Raw genomic sequence first — 17,027 nt, 5'->3', positions numbered from 1 at the left:
CCACCACCATCCCACCGACCGCCGAGGAGGACGGTCGGTAAGAGGCCACGGTTACCGGGGCGCCGCCAGGTCGGTGGCGATGGCGCGCAGGGTGTCGGCGACCGTGCGGACCGCGGTGCGGTGCAGGGACTCCGGGCGGGTCAGGATGTCGATGTGGCGGCTGGCCGGGACGTCTGCCAGTGGGCGCAGGACCAGCCTCGGGTCCGGTGGTGTCGTGTAGCCCGGCAGCAGGGCCAGCGCCGCGCCGGACGCGACCAGGGAGGCGGCCACCGTGAACTCGTTGATGCGGTGGAGGATGTTCAGCGGGCGGCCCGCCGCCGCCACGACGGCGGTCAGCGACGCGGCGACCGGGAATCCCTCCTGTACCGAGATCCACGGCTCGTCGCTGATGTCGGAGACGGAGAGCGAGGGTGCGGCGGCCAGGGGGTGAGCCGCCGGCATCGCGACGTACAGCGGCTCGTGGAGCAGGGGCAGCACGGTGACCCGGTCGGCCGGCCATGGTGGGCTGTGTGCCGGGCGGTGGGCCAGGACCAGGTCGAAGTCGGCGGCCAGGGCCGGGAAGTCGGCCTGCGTGACGTCCTGGTCGCAGAGGTGGACCCGCGGGCCGCCGGACGCGGCCAGCCGGGCGACCAGCGGGGCGAACATCGCCAGGGCGGCGCTGTTGAAGGCGGCCACCGACACCGGTGCGGCCGGGTCGTCGAGGTATTCGCCGACGGCCCGGGAAGCGCGATCCAGAGCGGTCATCACGTCGACGGCGGCGGTGGCGAGGGCACGGCCCGCGTCGGTCAGGGCGAGGCGGCGGCCGCGGCGCTCGGTGAGCGGGACGCGGGAGGAGCGCTGCAGGGTGTTCAGCTGCTGGGACACCGCGGACGGGGTGATGTGCAGCGCGCGGGCGACGGCGGCGACGCTGCCCCGGTCGCCGAGCTCGCGCAACAGTCTCAGGTGATGCGGATCCATTAGCCCCACTACATCGTTGATTCAACACATGCCGTCTTGTCTACCGGATCGTACGATCGCAAGCTCTTCGGCGTGAGAACAGACCTCCTCCTGCTCGCGGTCGCGGTGATCTGGGGTAGCAGTTATCTGGCGGCGAAGAGCATGGTCGTGGCCGGGGGCGTCCTGGTCGTGCTGGCGATGCGCTTCCTGCTCTCGGCGGCGGCGCTGCTGCCGGTCACCGTGATCAGAAGCGGACGTCCGGGCAGGCGGGAGCTCGCCGTCGGGCTCTTCCTCGGGTGCACCCAGTCGGCCGTCCTGGTGCTGGAGACGTACGGTGTCTCGCTCACCAGCGCGACCAACGCCGGGGTGCTGATCAGCCTGACCATCCTGCTCACGCCGGTGCTGGAGGGGATCGCCCGGCGGCGACTGCTGCCGCCGCGGTTCTTCGGGGCGGCGCTGCTCGCCACCGCGGGCGTGGCGCTGCTGGTCGCCGGGCCTGGCTGGGTGCGTCCCTCGGCCGGTGACGCGCTGATGCTGGCGGCGGCGGTGGTCCGGGCCGTCCACGTGACGTGCTCGGCGCGCCTGACCCGGGGGCGGGACTACGACACGGTCACGCTGACCACGCTGCAGACCGTGACCGGCGCCGTGATCTTCGGGGTGGCTGCCGGGCCGGCGCTGGTCCCGGCGGTCGCGGACTACTCGGCCGGGCAGTGGCTGGGCGCGCTCTACCTGGCCCTCGGCTGCAGCGTCTTCGCGTTCCTGGTCCAGCTCTTCGCGGTACGCCGGACCTCGGCCGCCCGTGCCAGCCTGCTGCTCGGCACCGAGCCGGTCTGGGCGGTGCTGATCGGTGTCGGTCTCGGCGGCGAGCACCTGACGGCCCTCTCGATCGCCGGCATCACCCTGGTCCTGATCGGCACGTACACGGGTCAGCGGGTGGAGGCGCTGGACCGCACCTCGGAGCGCCAGAGGTGGTCGCTCAGGGCCTCGACGCCGGCGGCCAGGTGACGGCGGTAGGTGCCGAAGGGCAGACCCAGGCGCTCGGCTGCGGCCTTCTGCGTCGGCGCGCCCTTGAGGTACGTGGCCACGACGGCGCGATACCGGTTCTCGCCGCCGCGGTCCTGCCGGAGGGCCTCGGCGGCGGTGCGCAGGATGTCGCCCAGATCCCGGCCGTCGGCGACGGCGAGCCGGGTCCGCAGCAGCGGGTTCCCGGCCAGTGACTGGCGCTGCTGCATCCCCTGCAGGGCGTCGCGCAGCGCGGCGTCGAACTCCCGGCGGGAGATCGACGCGCGGCCGGTGGCGGCCGGTCCGCTCCGTCCGGGGCGGGGGCGGCCGGAGAGCATGGTCTCGCTGCGGGCCCGGAGCCAGCTCGCGGGTGTCCGGGTACGCCAGTCGTGCCCGAAGATCGCGTACCGGTGCCGGCCGATCCTGGGGCGCTCGGCGACCGGGGTGAGGTCGGCGTTCGCCAGGTGCGTGTCCCACCGGCCGTCGTCGCGGTGCACGGCGCAGGACCAGGCGAGCCGTTCCGCGCGGGCGATCTCGGCGAACGACCGCCACCGGATCAGGGTGAGCGCCGCCGAGGGCTGCCGGTGCACCCGGTCGGCGACGGAGAACCGGGCGATCCCGATGTGCTCGCCGGGGTGCAGCGGGTCGGTGGCCCGGACGTGCTCCCACGCCGCGGCCGCCGCCGGATCGCCCTTCTCCAGCCCCTCGCCGTCGGTGAGCCGCAGCCAGGCGCCGAAGCCGGTGACCTCGCCGGTGCGGGTGTCGGCGTACACCCGGAACGCCTCGGGCTGCCGGTCCAGCCAGAACGCCACCACGCCCGGGTCCTCGTCGCCGGTGGTGGCCGCGAGCCGGAGCACGTCGGCCACGTGCGCGGGGCGGTACGACATCTCGGTGACCCGGCCGGTGACCTGCCAGTCGGTGGCGTGCGCGAAGAACGGGTCACGCCGGAAGAGGTAGAGCAGGTCACCGACCGCCCCGAAGTGCTCGGCCGGCGGAGCGGTCCGCAGCCGCGCGAACAGGTGGTCCCGCAGCCGTCCGTGCAGGGCCGCATAGCCCTGCGGGCTCCGCGACCGAAGATCGACTTCCAGGGTCTCCCGTACGGCTTCGTGCGGCACCAGCCCGGCGCCGGTCGTCTCCAGGTACGGCTGTTCCCGCAACCACCCGAACAGCGCGGGCGCGTCGTCCCCCACGACGGCCCGCAGCAACGGCTCGGTGGTGACCCGCGCGTGCGCGCACACCTCCAGCGCGGCGCGGTGCCGGTCGGACGGCACGTGCCCGATGAGCTGCCGCGACAGCATCCGTACCGCGTCCGGGTGCGGCTCGCCGGCCGGGGTGACGAAGAGCCCGCGCAGCGCCAGCGCGGTGGCCAGCGCCAGGGTCAGCGGGTGCCCGCCGGAGAGCGCCAGCACCAGCTCCGCCTGCTCCGGCGGCACCCGGTGGGCGTCCAGGTACGCGGCGGCCTCCGCCGGCGGGAGCGGCCCGAGCACGGTGACCTGCGCCAGCCCGTCCCAGCCGGGCTCGGTCGTCCAGCGGGGGTCGGGGGCGGTCCGCCCGGCGATCACCGCGACCGCGCCGACCGGGAGTGTGGGGAGGAACCGCTCCCAGAGCCAGCCCTCTAGCCCCTGGCAGCGGTCGAACGCGTCGACCAGCAGCACACCGGCCGGCTCGTCGAGCACCCGCGCGGCCGCGGCCCGGAACGCGCCCGGGTCGAGTGTGTGGCCGTCCAGCATCACCACCGTACGGCCGGCCGCGCGGGCGGTGGCGGCATAGGCGCGCAGCAGGGCGGACTTGCCACTGCCGGGCGGGCCGTGCAGGAAGTGCACCGGCCGCGAGCCCGGCTCCTCGTCCAGGGCCGCGCGGAAACGCTTCGACTCCGCCCATCGCCCCGCGAACATCAGCCGCTCACACCCGTCGCCCGCTGCCAGAGTTCCTCGGCGACCTCGTCGATCGCGGCCGCCAGGCGATGACGGTACGTGCCGAACGCGACGCCGATCCGCTCGGCCGCGGCCTCCTGGGTCAGGGTGCCGTGGAAGAACGTGACGGCCAGCGTACGGTGCAGTTTGTCGCCGCGGGCGGTGCCCTGCATGGCGTCGACCGCCTCCTCCACCGCGCCGCGCAGCGCCTCCACCCGGTCGGCCAGCGGGCCCTCGCCGCCGAGCGCCGTGTTGATCAACGGGTTCGCCTCCACCGACGGCCGGTGCCGCCAGGTGCGCAGCAGGTCACGGACGGCGCGCTCGAAGTCGGGGCGGGACGGCACCGTGGCGGCCGGGCGGTACGACGGCGCGTTCGGGCCGTGCAGCAGCCGCTCCTGCAGGGTGTCCAGCCACGGGCGTACCGGGATCGCCTGCCAGTCGTGCGCGAACGCCGCCGCGAGGTCGCCGGTCAGCCGGACGTGGCCGAGGTAGTCGAACGCCGCCTCCCAGAAGTCCGGGTTCGGCATCAGCAGGTACGTCCAGGCCAGGTCCGGTTCCCGCATGCAGAGCGCCGCGCCGCGCATGAAGAGCAGGTCGCTGAGCGGCTCCACCTCGGGCTCGCCGCCACGGACGTTGATGAACCGCTGCACCGCGACCTTGGTGCCGGGCCGCGGCGGGGCGGTCTCCAGCACGTGGGCCCAGACGTCGCCGATCACCGGGTCGGTCGCGTTCTCCAGCGTGTCCGGGTGGTACAGCCGCAGCCAGCAGACGTACGCGACCGGCTCCTCGAAGCCCGGGCGCCGGCAGACCCGGAACGCCTCCGGTTGCCGCCGCAGCCAGAAGTCGACCAGCGTCGCGCCCTCCGGGCCGTCCAGTTCCCCGGCCATCCGCAGCACGGCGTCCCGGTCCTCCGGCCGGTACGCGTCCTCGTACACCTCGCCGCGCCCGCGCCAGGTGATGAACCGGGCCAGCGTGTCGCCGTACCGGTGCAGGTACTTCAGGGCCGCCACATGGGTGAGCATGTCCGGGCCGGTGGCGGTGAGCGCCCGCTCCACGAAGTACGGCCGGACCTGTTTCTGCAGCTCCCGCCACTCCTCCGGGTCCCGCCACCGCAGATCGGCGATGAGCAGGTCGCGGACCAGCTCGTGCGGGCGCAGGCCGTGCCGTCCCGCCTCGATGAACGGCTGCTCGCGGAGCCAGGCGAAGAGCTCGGCGCCCCGCTCGCCGAAGATCGAGCGCAGCAGGTCCTCACGGGTGACCATCACGTGCGCGCAGATCTCCAGCGCGCGGCGGTGCCCGGCCGAGGGCAGGTCGCCGACGAGCCGGTCGAGCAGCATCTTGATGGCCGGCTCGTGCGGCGGCCAGTGGCCGACGTCGGCGGCGTTGCGCCCGGCCACCTCGGCGGCGAGCACCAGCGCGAGCGGGTGACCGCCGGCGAACGCGTAGAGCGACTCGCCGAGCGAGGCCGGCACGCCGCGGCGGCGCAGCAACTCGGCCGCGTCCGCCCGGGACAGCTCGCCGAGGCGGAGCACGTGCACCGCGGTCGACCACTCCGGGTCCCGGCTGCGGGTGGGGTCGGGCTGATGACGGCTGGCGACCACGACCAGTGTGTCGGCGGGCAGCCCGGGCAGGAAGTCGTCCCAGAACCAGCCCTCCAGGCCCTGGCCGGCCTCGAAGGTGTCGATCAGCAGGATCCGCCCGGGCTTCCGGGCCTCCCCGGTGGCCTCGGCGAACCCGGCCGGCGAGCGTTCGATGGAGTGCGCGTCGACCCGGACCACCACCCGGCCGGCGGCCTCCGCCTCGTCGCCGAGCCGGCGCAGCAGCGCGGACTTGCCGACGCCGCCGGCACCCCAGATGTAGAGCACCGCGAAGCCGCAGACCGGCCCGTCGCGGTGCAGGGCCGACCGGAACAGCGCGATCTCCTCGTCGCGGCCCGCGAAGGTGGCGGCGCGTACCCGCCGCAATCGGTCCGCCAGCGTCTCCCTGACCGGTTCGGCGCCGATCGTGCTATTCACGCAGTCCCCGCAATGCATCGCCGTTCATCAAGGTGATCTTCCCACTCGCCGGGCGCCGATTCGCATTCCCGCGGAGTCGGCTAACCGACGTCACGCCGATGCAACGGGTGACGCCCGGCATACGTTCAGGATGCTCGATGCCGACGGCACTTTCCGTGCTCGAACGGCACGTTTGGCATGATCCCGTGACCTTGGCGCGACAAGCACCATCACTCTTGGTAATCAGAAAAGAACGCAAGGAGAGGGCCGCCGAAAACCGCTACTCCGGCGGATAACAGCGGATGACCGGACGTGAGCAGTGAATGGGCTGCCCGGTGAGCACTCCGGTGTCCGACCATGCTCGCCGTGAACCCCCCGATCCGCGGCGCCGCGCTCCCTCACCCCGGCGGCTCCCCCTGATCCCGCCGGCCCAGCCCGCTGCCGCTCCCCACCCGACGGTGGAGAACCGGACACCCCCGAGAGCGGGCTGGACCGGCGTCACCCTGCTCCCCGCCGCCCTGCCCCCGCTCCGAAAGCCCGAGGTTCCGATGCCCCCGGTCACCTTCCACGACCAGCCCCTCGTCCGGCTCTCCCGGATACGCCCGTAGCGCGACTTCCGGGGGCGCCGTTCGTGCGCACATGCCGCCCAGCCGGCGCGCCCGCCACCCGGGAACCACGCCGGCCGACCGGCCGGAACCTCACGCCTCCACGGCGAGCGGGATCGTGGCGGTGTAGGTGACGTTGCCGAGGGCGGCCAGGCGGGCCAGGGCCCACCACCGGGCGCCCGGGCGGGCGTGGGCCGGAGCGGTCACCGTGAACTCCAGTGTGGTGGATTCGCCCGGGGGTAGTGCGTAGCCCTGGATCCACGGGCCCGCCGACAGGTCGTCGGAGGTGTCGCCCCACGTACCGAACGGGGTCAGGAGCTGCGCCTCGCCCCGCACCGGGATGCCGGCCGGGTTCTGCACGTGCAGCGTGAGCACGGCGGACGCACCGGGGGCCACCGTCACCGCGGCCGGGGCGAGCGACGCCACCAGGGCCGGCTGCTCGGCGCCGAGGGCGGTGTCCTCCAGGATCTGGCCGTACGGGTCGCGGATGCGGGCCGACACGTACGCCGGGCGGCCGGTCACCGGCGGCTCGACGAAGCGGTGTCCGCCCGCCGCCAGGGAGTACTCGACGGACGTGACGCCGTCCGGGGTCTCGATCTCCAGGGTGCCGGCGTGCGCGGCCGTCGAGGAGGCGAGGGTGATCCGGAAGGTGGACGGGTCGACGTGCACGCTGACCGGCATGTCGCCGAGCGGCGCCGGGCCCTTGTTGTGCATCCAGTACCGGGTGAAGACCGGCTGGACCGGCTCCGCCAGGAAGACCGGCGCGACCGGCACGGACGGGCGGGCGGCCACCGTGACCACATCGGCGGGGGCGATCGCGAGCACCACGTCGGCACCGTCGGCACCGGCCCGCGGAGCGCCGCCGTGGTGCGGCTCCGCCGAACCGCCGGGGTGCGGCTCCTCCAGGACGTTCGTGGTGACCGGCTCGGCGAGGCCGCCGTGCAGGCTGATCCGGGCGGTGGCCGGGGCGCCGGTCGACTCGTAGACGCGGACCGCGACGCCACCGGCGGGGCGGGGCTTGAGCGCGGTGAGCACCACGGTCGACGGCTCCACCGCGCCGAGGCTGGCCCGGGACGGCAGCTCGCCGCCGGTGGACGCGACCGGCGAGGCGGTCAGCGGGTGGTTGAGTTCCTGACCGGCGCGGACGAAACCGGCCCGGCGCCAGTCGCCGTCGCCCGCGACCAGGCTGTACCGGAACGTGTGGCTCCAGTGTTGCAGCGCGAACCCGGCGCCGTCCGGGGTGAACCGCTGCGGGCCGTCGATCCAGACGCCGCTGGGCCAGCCGGAGCAGGCCCGCATCAGGGAGAGGTAGAGGCTGCCGTCGTGGCTCGCCACGAAGCCGGGCGTGCCGTGGTTGACCAGCGCGGCGGAGTACCCGGTGAAGGCCGGTTCCCGCAGCTCGCCGACGACGCCGGTGACCTCGACGACCGCGTCGGCCAGGTCGGCGATGAGCGCGTCCACCGCGTCCGGGGCGACGACCAGCAGCGGCAGGTCGCGCATCCCGCGAAGGTCGGCGTCCGGCTCCCAGACCTCGGCGCGCGGCCGTGTCGCGGGCAGCAGGATCCAGCCGGTGGCGGGCGCCTCGATCTCGTCCAGCGAGCCGATCAGGATGCGTACGTCGGGAAGGTTGGAGTCGCCGTCGAGGGAGCCGTACCGCTGCCCGCCGGGTTTGGTGCTGGTCGCCGTGACACCCTGCCGGGCGAGGGCGACGAGCAGTTCCCGGGTCTCCCCGTCGCCGATCACCTCGGCGACACCGATGGCGATCTCCCGGTCACCGGCGGCGTCCGGAGAAGAGCCGGCGGCGTCCGGAGAAGAGCCGGCGGCGTCCGGAGAAGAGCCGGCCGCGGAAGAGGAGCCGTCGGCGGCAGGCCCGCCCAGGCGCAGGCGGGCGGTGGCGGAGAGGCCGGCCCAGGTGTGCGCCGGGTTGTCCAGCGTCCAGAGGCTCTCGGCGGCGTCCAGCTCGGGGAAGCCGAACGAGCGGCCGATCGCGGCGAAGCCGACGTCGGAGACCGGTAGTGCACCGGGCAGGTCGAGGTCGAACCGGACCCGCAGCAGGCGGTCCTGTCCGATCGAGCCGTCCACGTGCGTACGGAAGTCGAGGTTGCCGGATCCGTGCCAGAGGATGACCTCGCGGGTGATGGTGAGCTCGTCGAGGGTGACCGTGCTGACCAGGCGGCTGCCCGCGGCGGACGACTCGGCGCGGACCGACCCGCCGTCCGGGGTGACGCCGGGCCCCTTGGGGAGCAGGTGCCACGGGCCCTCGCCCCAGAACGGGTGGTCCGCGTACTCGTCCTGCACGACGATCTCGCCGCCGACCCCGCCGGGGCGGAGCAGTTCACGGCCGCTGCGGAGGTCGACGATGCTGGTCAGCGCGCCGCTGGAGGCCGCGCGTACCTCGAAGACCTCGTTGCGGATGACGGCCGGGCCATCGGCCCGCACCCATTCCGGGGACGCCGCCGTGGCCTCGACGACCCGCCAGACGCGGTAGCCGAGCGCGGGCACCGCCTGGCCCGCCACCGCGAGGGTGATCGCGGCGAGCGTGCCGTCCGGGTGCCGCACCGCACCCTCGACCACCGACGGGAGGACCGTGCCGGTCTCGTCGAGGACGGTGACGGACGACGGGCCGGGGGCCGGGTAGGTGAGCGAGACCCGGGCGATGCCGTCGCGCTCCCAGGAGAGGGAGTTGGTGACCAGCACCGCGCGCCCCTCCCCCGCGGTGTCGACGGCCGCGGCGAGGCCCTCGATCGCACCCCGGCGGGCGGACGCGCCGATCTCGTACGCCTCCCGCCAGCCCGCGAGCAGGTCCAGGTACACCTGATCCGATTCGGTCCCGGTGACCGCGTCGTGGTGGGCTCCGTAGGCCAGCAGCCGCCACGCCTTCTCCAGCGCGTCGGCCGGGTACGCCGTTCCGAAGAGGCCGGCGAGCGTGCCGAGCCGCTCCGCGTCGAGCACCACGGTCTCGATCGCCCGCTGCGCCTGCTTGGTGTCGATGTAGGAGACGTCCTTGCCGGTGTAGACCGGGTTCATGTCCCGGGTCTGCGGCGAGAGCGGCACGTTCTCCGCGCGCACCGCGTCGAAGAAGTCCCGCGGCAGGCCCATCCGGAACTTCGGCCACGCGTAGCGCTTCGGCCACTCGCGGTGGATCTCGGTGCACCACTTCGACGGGATGTTGTGGTCGTGCCCGACCGGCAGCATCGCGTTCCTGGTGGCGGAGACCTTCTTCAGCTCGCGGTACTGCGCGTACGCCTCCGCCATCGCCTCGTCGAGGGTGGACTTGCGCTCCACGTCCCAGCCGGCCACGTAGTGGTTGGCCATGTACGCGGTCAGCACGCCCCGCCCGGTCGGCGAGATCCACTCGAACTCGCTGGGGAACTGCATCCGCTCGATGTCGCCGGTGTGCCGCTTGGCGCCGATGTGGTGGAACGGCCCGCGCGCCCACGAGCTGGAGGTGAGCCCGGCGTCGGCCATCAGCCCGGGGAAGGCCGGGTCGTGCCCGAAGACGTCCAGCATCCAGGCGCTCTGCGGGTCGCCGCCGAGCACGTCGCGCTGGTAGGCGACGCCGAGCGCGGTGTTCCGGATGGTCGACTCGGGGTGGGTGAGGTTGGTGTTCGGCTCGTTGTACATGCCGCCGACCAGCTCGACCCGGCCCTCACGCAGCATCCGCCGCATGTCGTCGCGGTCCTCGGGGTAGACGTCCCAGTAGGGCTTCAGGTAGTCGATCTCGGCGAGCACGAAGCGGTAGTCCTCGTCGAGCCGGGCCGCGTCCAGGTGCGCGCGTACCAGATCGAAAGCGGTCCGGACGAACGCCGGCCGCAGCTTGTCGGCCTTCGGCACGTCCGGCAGTTGCTGCCACACCTCGGTGAAGCCGCGCTGGGTGTTCCACCAGACCGGGTCGTAGTGGAAGTGCGAGATCATCCACATGGTCCAGCCGGTCGCCGCGGCGCGCAGCCGTCCCTCGGCGGTGACCCGCCCGGTCTCGCTCTCCGCGATCACCGTGATCCGGTGCACCGACCCCTCGGAGGCGGGCGCGGCGACGTGCACGCCGACTTCGACGACCCGTTCCTCACCGGCGGCGAGGGGGCCGGTTGCGCTTGCTTCGGGGGTACGTACGGTCGGGCCCTCCACCCGCAGGCGCACGGGGCCCGTCGGGGTCGCCGTGGTGAGCGTGACCCGCACGACCTGCCGGGGCGCCGCGTCCGGCCCCAGGAACAGGTCGGTGTCCTCGATCGCGGCGATCCTCATGCAGATTCCTCAGGTGTCCAGGTGAACGGTTCGGCGCGGGCCCAGGGAGCCCCGGTCTCGCTGTAGAGTCGGCCGGTCGCGGCGGCCCGCCGGGTGATCTCGCCCAGGTCGGTGAGTTCGTCCTGCGCGACCGTCAGTGGTGGCGGGGAGAGCCGGACCGCCTCGGCGATCTGGGTGAAGCCGAGCGTGTCGGCGAGCGGCACCAGCAGCTCGACGGCCGGGTCGGCGAGGTGGTCCAGGAGATTGTCCAGCAGGTCGGCGCGGCCGTGCCGGGTTTCGCCGGCCGCGGTGACCAGCCGGTCCTCGGTGTAGTAGAGCTCCGCGCTGTCCCGGCTGCCGTACACGGTGACGACCGGGTCGGACTCGTGCTCGGCGCAGAGCGTGGTGGCGATGGTCGCGGTGGTGCCGCGCGCGGTCAGGATCCGGGCGCTCGCGGTGTCGTGCGCCTCGGCCGCCCGGGTGCGGTAGGTGTCCAGCTCGACCCGGCGGACGGACTCGCCGCCGCCGGAGCCGTCCAGCCGCAGCGCGAGGGCGACCGCGTGCGCGAACGGGTTGGTCAGCGCCCCGTCGTTGACCGGGGTCCCGCCCAGTTCCCGGCGCCCGGCCCAGCCGGCCCGGCTCCAGTACGCCTCGCCGCGCCACCAGAGCCCGGTGCCGCCGATCGCGTGGATCTCGCCGAGCACCCCGTCGGCGATCCGGCGGCGCAGCTCGGTGACCGCGCCGGACCCGAACGCCTGGAACCCGACCTGGACGGTCCGGCCGGTCTCCCGCTGCACGCGCAGCAGCCGGTCGAGCCCGTCCAGGGTGGGCGCGGGCGGCTTCTCCAGCAGCAGGTGCGCGCCGGAACGCATCGCCGCCTCGGCGAGCGCCACGTGCGTGTGCACCGGCGTGACCAGCACGACCAGGTCGGGCCGGGTCGCCTCGATCAGCGCGACCGCGTCCGGCCCGTACGCCGCGTCGCCGGCGAGCGCGCGCTGTTCGGCGTCGAGCGGGCGCGGGTCGGCGACCCCGGTGAACCGGAGCCGCCCCTCGCCGTGCAGTTCTGCGAGCCGTTCCAGGTGTCCCCGGCCGTGCCCGTGTGCCCCGACCAGGACGGTGCGGAGCGGTCCCCCGTGCTGTGGTGCCATGTTCTCTCAGCCTCGCGTGACCCGGACCAGAACCGCGGTGCGGGTGTAGACGGCCTCGGCGCGGTAGCCGGGGTTGGTGACGGTGACCGTGCTGAACTTCCCGGACACCCGCTTGCCGCTGAGCACCGTGATCAGGTCGCAGTGGCCGTCGGCGGAGATCTCCAGGGCGGCGCCCTTGCCGATCTCGACGGTACCGGCGACCTTCAGCGCGCTCGCCTTGCCCTTGTACACGCTGGTGGTGAGCTCGCCGCCGCTCTGCCGGTAGTCGCCGCGGACCTCGGCCGCGTGGGTGAGCCGCAGCTCGCCACCGGCCACCTCGACGTCGCCGTGGCCGAGCGCGCCGGACGACCCGGCGGTCAGCGTGCCGCCGAGCACCCGGACCCCACCCCGGAAGGTGTTGTCGCCGGTCAGGCCGAGCGTGCCGGTGCCGCGCAGGGTAAGCCCGCCCCGGCCGTCGATGTCGTTGCGCCAGGTGTCCGACCCGGCGAAACCACCCGCGGACGCGTCCAGCGTGACGTCGACGTCGGCCTCGAAGGAGCCGTAGCCGTCGGCCGCGGTGAACAGGTCGAGCCGTCCCCACTGCTCCGGGCCGTCGATCAGCGCGTAGCCGGCGGGGAGCGCGGTGCTGCGCAGCACGGCCCGGCGCTGGTCGGCGCTGAGGTAGGGCTGCCGGGTCTCCAGCAGCACCTCGGCGCCCTTGGGCACGGTCAGCGCGCTGTCCTTGCCGGTGCGCGGCAGGATGTAGGTCAGGTGCGGGGTGACCTGCCGACGGTTGGCGGCGCGGTCGGCGTACGCGTCGGTGGACGTACCGGCGCTGTGCGCGTACGCGTAGAGGGTGTCGGCGGTGGTGCCGGTCTGCGCCTGGAGGTACGACGCGGCCTGCGCCCGGGCGGCGGCCTTGAGGGTGGCGTTGGCCGGGTCGTTGAGGATGGCCGCGGCCAGCGCGGTGGCCATGATCCGGCCGCTGACCACGTCGACCGGCGAGTGCATGCCCGCGGTGATCCGGGTGTCGGCCAGGTCGAACGCGCAGGCGACCAGCTCCTGGAAGCGCTCCGGGATGGCGTACGCGTAGGAGAGCGCGGCCAGGAAGAGGGCGTTGGTGTGGCCGCTGGGGAAGCCGCCGTCCTCGGCCGGGACCAGGCTCCGCTGGCGCAGCAGCTGGGTGACGACCACGACCTTGGAGTCGTAGACCGGGTAGCCCAGGTCGTCCAGGACCCCGGTGTCGACGACCTGCGAGGCGTCGTTCATCCGCCACGGCCGCGGGTACTGCACCGCGTACTTGGCCGGGTTGCCCGAGGAGTAGTTGCCGCGCACCGTGTTGACCAGGGTGGCGACCTGGCCCAGCGCCGACGTGGTGGAGCCGGCGCCGATCGCCGAGCCGGCCGGGGCGCCGGCCGGCACCGCGTCGCTGATCGTGGTGGCCGGCACGCCGTCCGGGGCCTCGGTGACGCCGGTGACGGCGAGCGCGCCCGCCTTGTAGACGTCGGCGAGCGGGCCGAGGCCGGCGATGGTCGAGTAGCTCTGGTGCTGCCGGTCGACGAGGAACGCCCGGCGGGCCTGCGCCTCGGTGCGCGACGCGGTCCGGGTCTCGCAGAACCGGACGTTGGCGCGGAGCACCGCGGCGTTCACCGGGGTGCCGGTGTTCCAGGCGTCGCCGGTGTGCCAGATCTTCTGGACCCCGGAGAGGATCCGGACCACGGCGTTGGTGTCGACGGTGAGGTTGGTGGTCAGGTTCGTCTGGTAATCGTCGACGAAGTCCAGGGCGGTGGCGGCCAGCGCCGGGCTGCCGAGGCCGCCGAGGAGCGGGGCGACGGCGGGCCCGGCGACGACACCGGCGGAGGCGAACAGGAAGGTGCGGCGACTCGTCATCTCTTCCTTGCTTTCGGGGTGGGGGGTCAGTCCTTGAGGCCGGCGTTCATGTCGGCGCTCATCACGTACTTCTGGAAGACCAGATAGATCGCGACGAGCGGGACCATGGAGAGCACCGACGCGCCGAGCAGCACCGACCAGTTGACGTTGTTCGCGCCGATGATGCTGGCGACGCCGATCTGGAGGGTGAACTGGTTCGGGTCGTTCAGGATGATCAGCGGCCAGAGGTAGTCGTTCCAGCGCCACTGGAACGAGAAGATGGCGAGCGTGAGGATGATGGGCCGGGCCAGCGGCAGCATGATCCGCAGGAACGTGGAGAACTCGCCGGAGCCGTCGATCCGGGCCGCTTCGAGCAGGTCGTTTGGGGCGGTCAGGAAGAACTGGCGGAACATGAACGTGCCGGTCGCGGTGATCACCGCGGGCACCACCACACCGCTGAGGCTGTTGTAGAGGCCGAGGTTGCGGACCACCAGGAAGAGCGGGGCGAGGATGGTCTCGCCGGGCAGCATGGTGGTGGCCAGGATGCAGACCGCGAAGATCTTCAGCCACCAGCTCTGGTACTTCGCCAGGGCGTACCCGGCCATGGCGCTGGCCACCACGGTGAGCACGGTCGCGGAGACCGCCACGATCAGCGTGTTGATGAAGTACTGCGCGAAGTCGAACTGGGTCCAGGCCTTGACGTAGCCGTCGATGGTGAAGTGCTTGGGCCAGAAGGTCAGCGGATAGGTGAAGAGCTCACCGGCCGACTTGAAGGAGCTGACCACGAACCAGAGGGTCGGCAGCGCGTAGATCACGACCAGCACCCACATGACGGTGCTCGAGGTGACCGCGCGGAGCAGGTCGCCGCTGCGGGCGCCCGCCTTCTTCCGGGAGCGGCGCAGGGCGGGCGGCTTGGTGTCGACGGCCATGTCAGTTCCCCTTCCGGCGGTTGGCGAGCATCTGCACGAGGGCGATGACCATCAGGATCAGCAGCAGGATGAAGGACGCCGCGCTGGCGTAGCCGATCTGCGCCTTCCGGAAGCCGGTGCTGTAGATGTACTGGACGATCAGGTTGTTCTCGGTGCCCGGCCCACCGGCGTTGACCGCGACGATGAGGCTGTACTCCTTCATCGTGTGCAGCGTGCTGAGCAGGATCACGATGAACGAGGTGGGTGCGATGGCCGGCAGGGTGATCCGGCGGAACTTCTGCCAGGCGTTCGCGCCGTCCAGGTCGGCGGCCTCGTAGTAGGAGACCGGCACGTTCTTCAGCGCGGCGATGAAGAGCAGCATGTTGAACGCGGTGCCGGCCCAGGTCGCCGCGACGATCACCACGATCAGCGACAGGTCGCCGTTCGACTGCCACGACACCGCCGAGCCGCCGAACTTCTCGATGATGAAGTTGACCAGGCCGAAGTTCTCGCCGAAGAGCCACCGCCAGATGACACCGACGATGATCGGCGAGATCAGCCAGGGCAGGAAGAAGACCACCCGGGCCACCGACTTACCCTTGGTGTACGGGCTGACCAGCAGGTACGCCGTGCCGAGCGCGGCCACGAAGCTGAGCGGGACGACGCTGGCGGTGTAGATCAGCGTCCGCTTCAGCGCCGCCCAGAACGCCGGGTCGGCGAAGAGCTTCGTGTAGTTGTCGGTACCCACGAAGGGCGCGTCGCCGATGCCCGTGTAGCTGGTGAACGAGTAGCCCAGGCCGATCGCGGCCGGCCAGACGAAGAACAGCGCGAACAGGACCAGGTTGATGGAGATCATCAACAGGGGCGCCCCGGTGTAGCTGTTCAGCTTGCGCCGGAATCGCCGCCGGGGTTTGTCGTGGTTCACCGGCCCGATCGCCGGCTCGGCGGTCCGCTGGACGCTGTCGACCATGGTGCTTCCTTCTTTCCCTGCGAGGCAGGCCCGCCGTGCCGGCGGGCCTGCCCTCATGGTCCTAGCCGATCGACGTGTTGAGCCCGGTGAGGATGTTCTCCACCGTCTTGTTGACGTCCTGCTCGTTGTTGATGAACTTGGCCATCTCGTCCTTGATCGAGTCCTCGACCAGCTTCTTGCCGTCGAGCAGCAGCGTGGTCTGCGTCGCCTGGCCGCTGGACGAGATCGGGTCGGCCGCCGCGATCTCCTTGTTGTAGAGCGCGAAGGCGTCCAGGGCGGTCTGCTTCTCGAACGGGTACGTCAGGGTCAGGTTCTGCTCGATCGGGAGGTAGCCGCTCGCCTGGGCCAGCTTGGTGTAGTTGTCCCGGTTGAAGATGAACTCGACCCACTTCTTGGCGGACGCGCTGGTGTCGCTGTTGTTGAAGGCGACGACCTTGCCACCGAGGTTGATGTCGGTCGCGTGGGTCGGCTGGGCCGGGCTCGGCACGCTGGCCCAGTCGAAGTCGGTGATGCCGTCAGCGAAGTCGGCGACCTGCCAGACGCCGGAGTAGTACGCGACGACCTGTCCGCTCTTGAACAGCGCGTTGGGGTCCGCGCCGGAGGTCCAGACCGACTTCGGCATCACCTTGTCGTCGTTGATGTCCTTGAAGCTCTGCAGCGCCGCGACGGTGGCGGCGTCCGGGGTGGCGTACTTGCCGTCGGCGCCGAGCTGGAAGCCCTTGCCGCCGTGGGTGTAGATCCAGGAGCGGATGCGAGCCGGGGAGCGGTCGTAGACCAGGTCGTACTTGGCGCCGGTGGCGGCCTTCACCTTGTCGGCGGCGGCCAGGAACTCGTCCCAGGTCCAGGTCTTCGCCGGGTCGGTCGGGTACTCGACGCCGGCCTTCTCGAACAGGCTCTTGTTGATGAACAGGCCCGCCGCGGTCACGTCCGAGGGGATCGCCAGAACCTTGTCGCCGTCCTTGGTGATCAGGTTCGTGTTGATCTGAGTGGTCGTGTCGCTGACGATGTTGCTCAGGTCCTGCACCTGGTTCACCCAGAGCGGGTCGAGCGACGGGACGCTGGCGGTGTCCGGCAGCGCGTTCGCCTGGGCCGCCTGCTGCAGCTTGTCCTGGTAGCCGTCGCTGGGGATGTTGACGATCTCGACCTTGATGCCCTCCTTGGCCTCGAACTCCTTGGCCAGGTCGGCGTAACCCTGGTCCTGGGCGGAGGTCGAGTACCAGAAGGTGATGCTCTTGGCGTCGCCGGAATCATCCGAGCCGGAAGAGCAGGCGCTGAGGGCGAGCACGCTGGCGGCGCCGGCCGCGAGCACTCGCATACTCCCCTTACGGAGCGCTGCGGAAATGGCCATGACTATCTCCTCGATGAAATGTCGACTCGTGGCGACGGACGTTAGAGGAAAGCGCTTACCCCGTCAATGATCTCGACATCCACAGGTAACATATTAATCGGGATGCGTCGATTGACAGGCCACACTCGTAATCA

General features: G+C 72.2%; 10 protein-coding genes. 1 reads left to right on the top strand and 9 read right to left on the bottom strand.

Going from position 1 to position 17,027, the window contains the following annotated elements:
- Positions 1 to 51: 51 nt before the first annotated feature.
- Entirely contained in the window at positions 52 to 957 is a 906-nt protein-coding gene (locus AB0M08_RS11740; RefSeq protein ID WP_364491782.1) for a LysR family transcriptional regulator, read from the bottom strand.
- Between the two features lie 72 nt (positions 958 to 1,029).
- On the opposite strand from AB0M08_RS11740, the gene AB0M08_RS11735 reads away from it, so the two are divergent.
- The gene (locus AB0M08_RS11735; protein WP_364491780.1) at positions 1,030 to 1,941 is read left to right on the top strand and encodes a DMT family transporter; all 912 of its coding nucleotides are present in this window, start codon (positions 1,030 to 1,032) and stop codon (positions 1,939 to 1,941) included.
- Here the strand turns inward: AB0M08_RS11735 and AB0M08_RS11730 are convergent.
- The 8 genes from AB0M08_RS11730 to AB0M08_RS11695 all read right to left on the bottom strand — a co-directional run bounded on the left by AB0M08_RS11730 (position 1,863) and on the right by AB0M08_RS11695 (position 16,893).
- Positions 1,863 to 3,833, bottom strand: a complete 1,971-nt coding sequence (locus AB0M08_RS11730; RefSeq protein ID WP_364491778.1) for a hypothetical protein — start codon at positions 3,831 to 3,833, stop codon at positions 1,863 to 1,865. The two genes, AB0M08_RS11735 and AB0M08_RS11730, sit on opposite strands and share 79 nt — an antisense overlap.
- Positions 3,833 to 5,866: an ATP-binding protein gene (locus AB0M08_RS11725; RefSeq protein ID WP_364491776.1), complete on the bottom strand. Its 2,034-nt coding sequence runs from the start codon at positions 5,864 to 5,866 to the stop codon at positions 3,833 to 3,835. The genes AB0M08_RS11730 and AB0M08_RS11725 overlap by 1 nt, the downstream gene beginning before the upstream one ends.
- A gap of 677 nt (positions 5,867 to 6,543) precedes the next feature.
- Complete coding sequence (locus AB0M08_RS11720) at positions 6,544 to 10,692, bottom strand: glycoside hydrolase family 38 C-terminal domain-containing protein (RefSeq protein ID WP_364491774.1); 4,149 nt, start codon at positions 10,690 to 10,692, stop codon at positions 6,544 to 6,546.
- Positions 10,689 to 11,819 carry a Gfo/Idh/MocA family oxidoreductase gene (locus AB0M08_RS11715; RefSeq protein ID WP_364491772.1) on the bottom strand — a complete coding sequence of 377 codons (1,131 nt, stop codon included), beginning with the start codon at positions 11,817 to 11,819 and terminating at the stop codon, positions 10,689 to 10,691. The genes AB0M08_RS11720 and AB0M08_RS11715 overlap by 4 nt, the downstream gene beginning before the upstream one ends.
- A 6-nt stretch (positions 11,820 to 11,825) precedes the next feature.
- On the bottom strand, positions 11,826 to 13,688 hold the full coding sequence (locus AB0M08_RS11710) for a phosphatase PAP2 family protein (protein WP_364491770.1): 1,863 nt from the start codon (positions 13,686 to 13,688) through the stop codon (positions 11,826 to 11,828).
- Between the two features lie 26 nt (positions 13,689 to 13,714).
- Positions 13,715 to 14,596, bottom strand: coding sequence for a carbohydrate ABC transporter permease (locus tag AB0M08_RS11705; protein ID WP_364491768.1), 882 nt, complete (start codon positions 14,594 to 14,596; stop codon positions 13,715 to 13,717).
- 1 nt (position 14,597) lies between these two features.
- On the bottom strand, positions 14,598 to 15,545 hold the full coding sequence (locus AB0M08_RS11700; protein ID WP_364491766.1) for a sugar ABC transporter permease: 948 nt from the start codon (positions 15,543 to 15,545) through the stop codon (positions 14,598 to 14,600).
- Between the two features lie 61 nt (positions 15,546 to 15,606).
- Positions 15,607 to 16,893: an extracellular solute-binding protein gene (locus AB0M08_RS11695; RefSeq protein ID WP_364491764.1), complete on the bottom strand. Its 1,287-nt coding sequence runs from the start codon at positions 16,891 to 16,893 to the stop codon at positions 15,607 to 15,609.
- Between the last annotated feature and the right edge of the window lie 134 nt (positions 16,894 to 17,027).

Origin of the sequence: Actinoplanes sp. NPDC051851 (genome assembly GCF_040681165.1) — a bacterium.
Taxonomy (GTDB): domain Bacteria; phylum Actinomycetota; class Actinomycetes; order Mycobacteriales; family Micromonosporaceae; genus Actinoplanes.
This window is presented reverse-complemented; position numbering and strand designations above follow the sequence as displayed.

Bases quoted from the DNA above. Each gene is read 5' to 3' on its own strand.
- AB0M08_RS11740 (WP_364491782.1), bottom strand. From the start codon at position 957: ATGGATCCGCATCACCTGAGACTGTTGCGCGAGCTCGGCGACCGGGGC.
- AB0M08_RS11730 (WP_364491778.1), bottom strand. From the start codon at position 3,833: ATGTTCGCGGGGCGATGGGCGGAGTCGAAGCGTTTCCGCGCGGCCCTG.
- AB0M08_RS11720 (WP_364491774.1), bottom strand. From the start codon at position 10,692: ATGAGGATCGCCGCGATCGAGGACACCGACCTGTTCCTGGGGCCGGAC.
- AB0M08_RS11715 (WP_364491772.1), bottom strand. From the start codon at position 11,819: ATGGCACCACAGCACGGGGGACCGCTCCGCACCGTCCTGGTCGGGGCA.
- AB0M08_RS11710 (WP_364491770.1), bottom strand. From the start codon at position 13,688: ATGACGAGTCGCCGCACCTTCCTGTTCGCCTCCGCCGGTGTCGTCGCC.
- AB0M08_RS11705 (WP_364491768.1), bottom strand. From the start codon at position 14,596: ATGGCCGTCGACACCAAGCCGCCCGCCCTGCGCCGCTCCCGGAAGAAG.
- AB0M08_RS11700 (WP_364491766.1), bottom strand. From the start codon at position 15,545: ATGGTCGACAGCGTCCAGCGGACCGCCGAGCCGGCGATCGGGCCGGTG.
- AB0M08_RS11695 (WP_364491764.1), bottom strand. From the start codon at position 16,893: ATGGCCATTTCCGCAGCGCTCCGTAAGGGGAGTATGCGAGTGCTCGCG.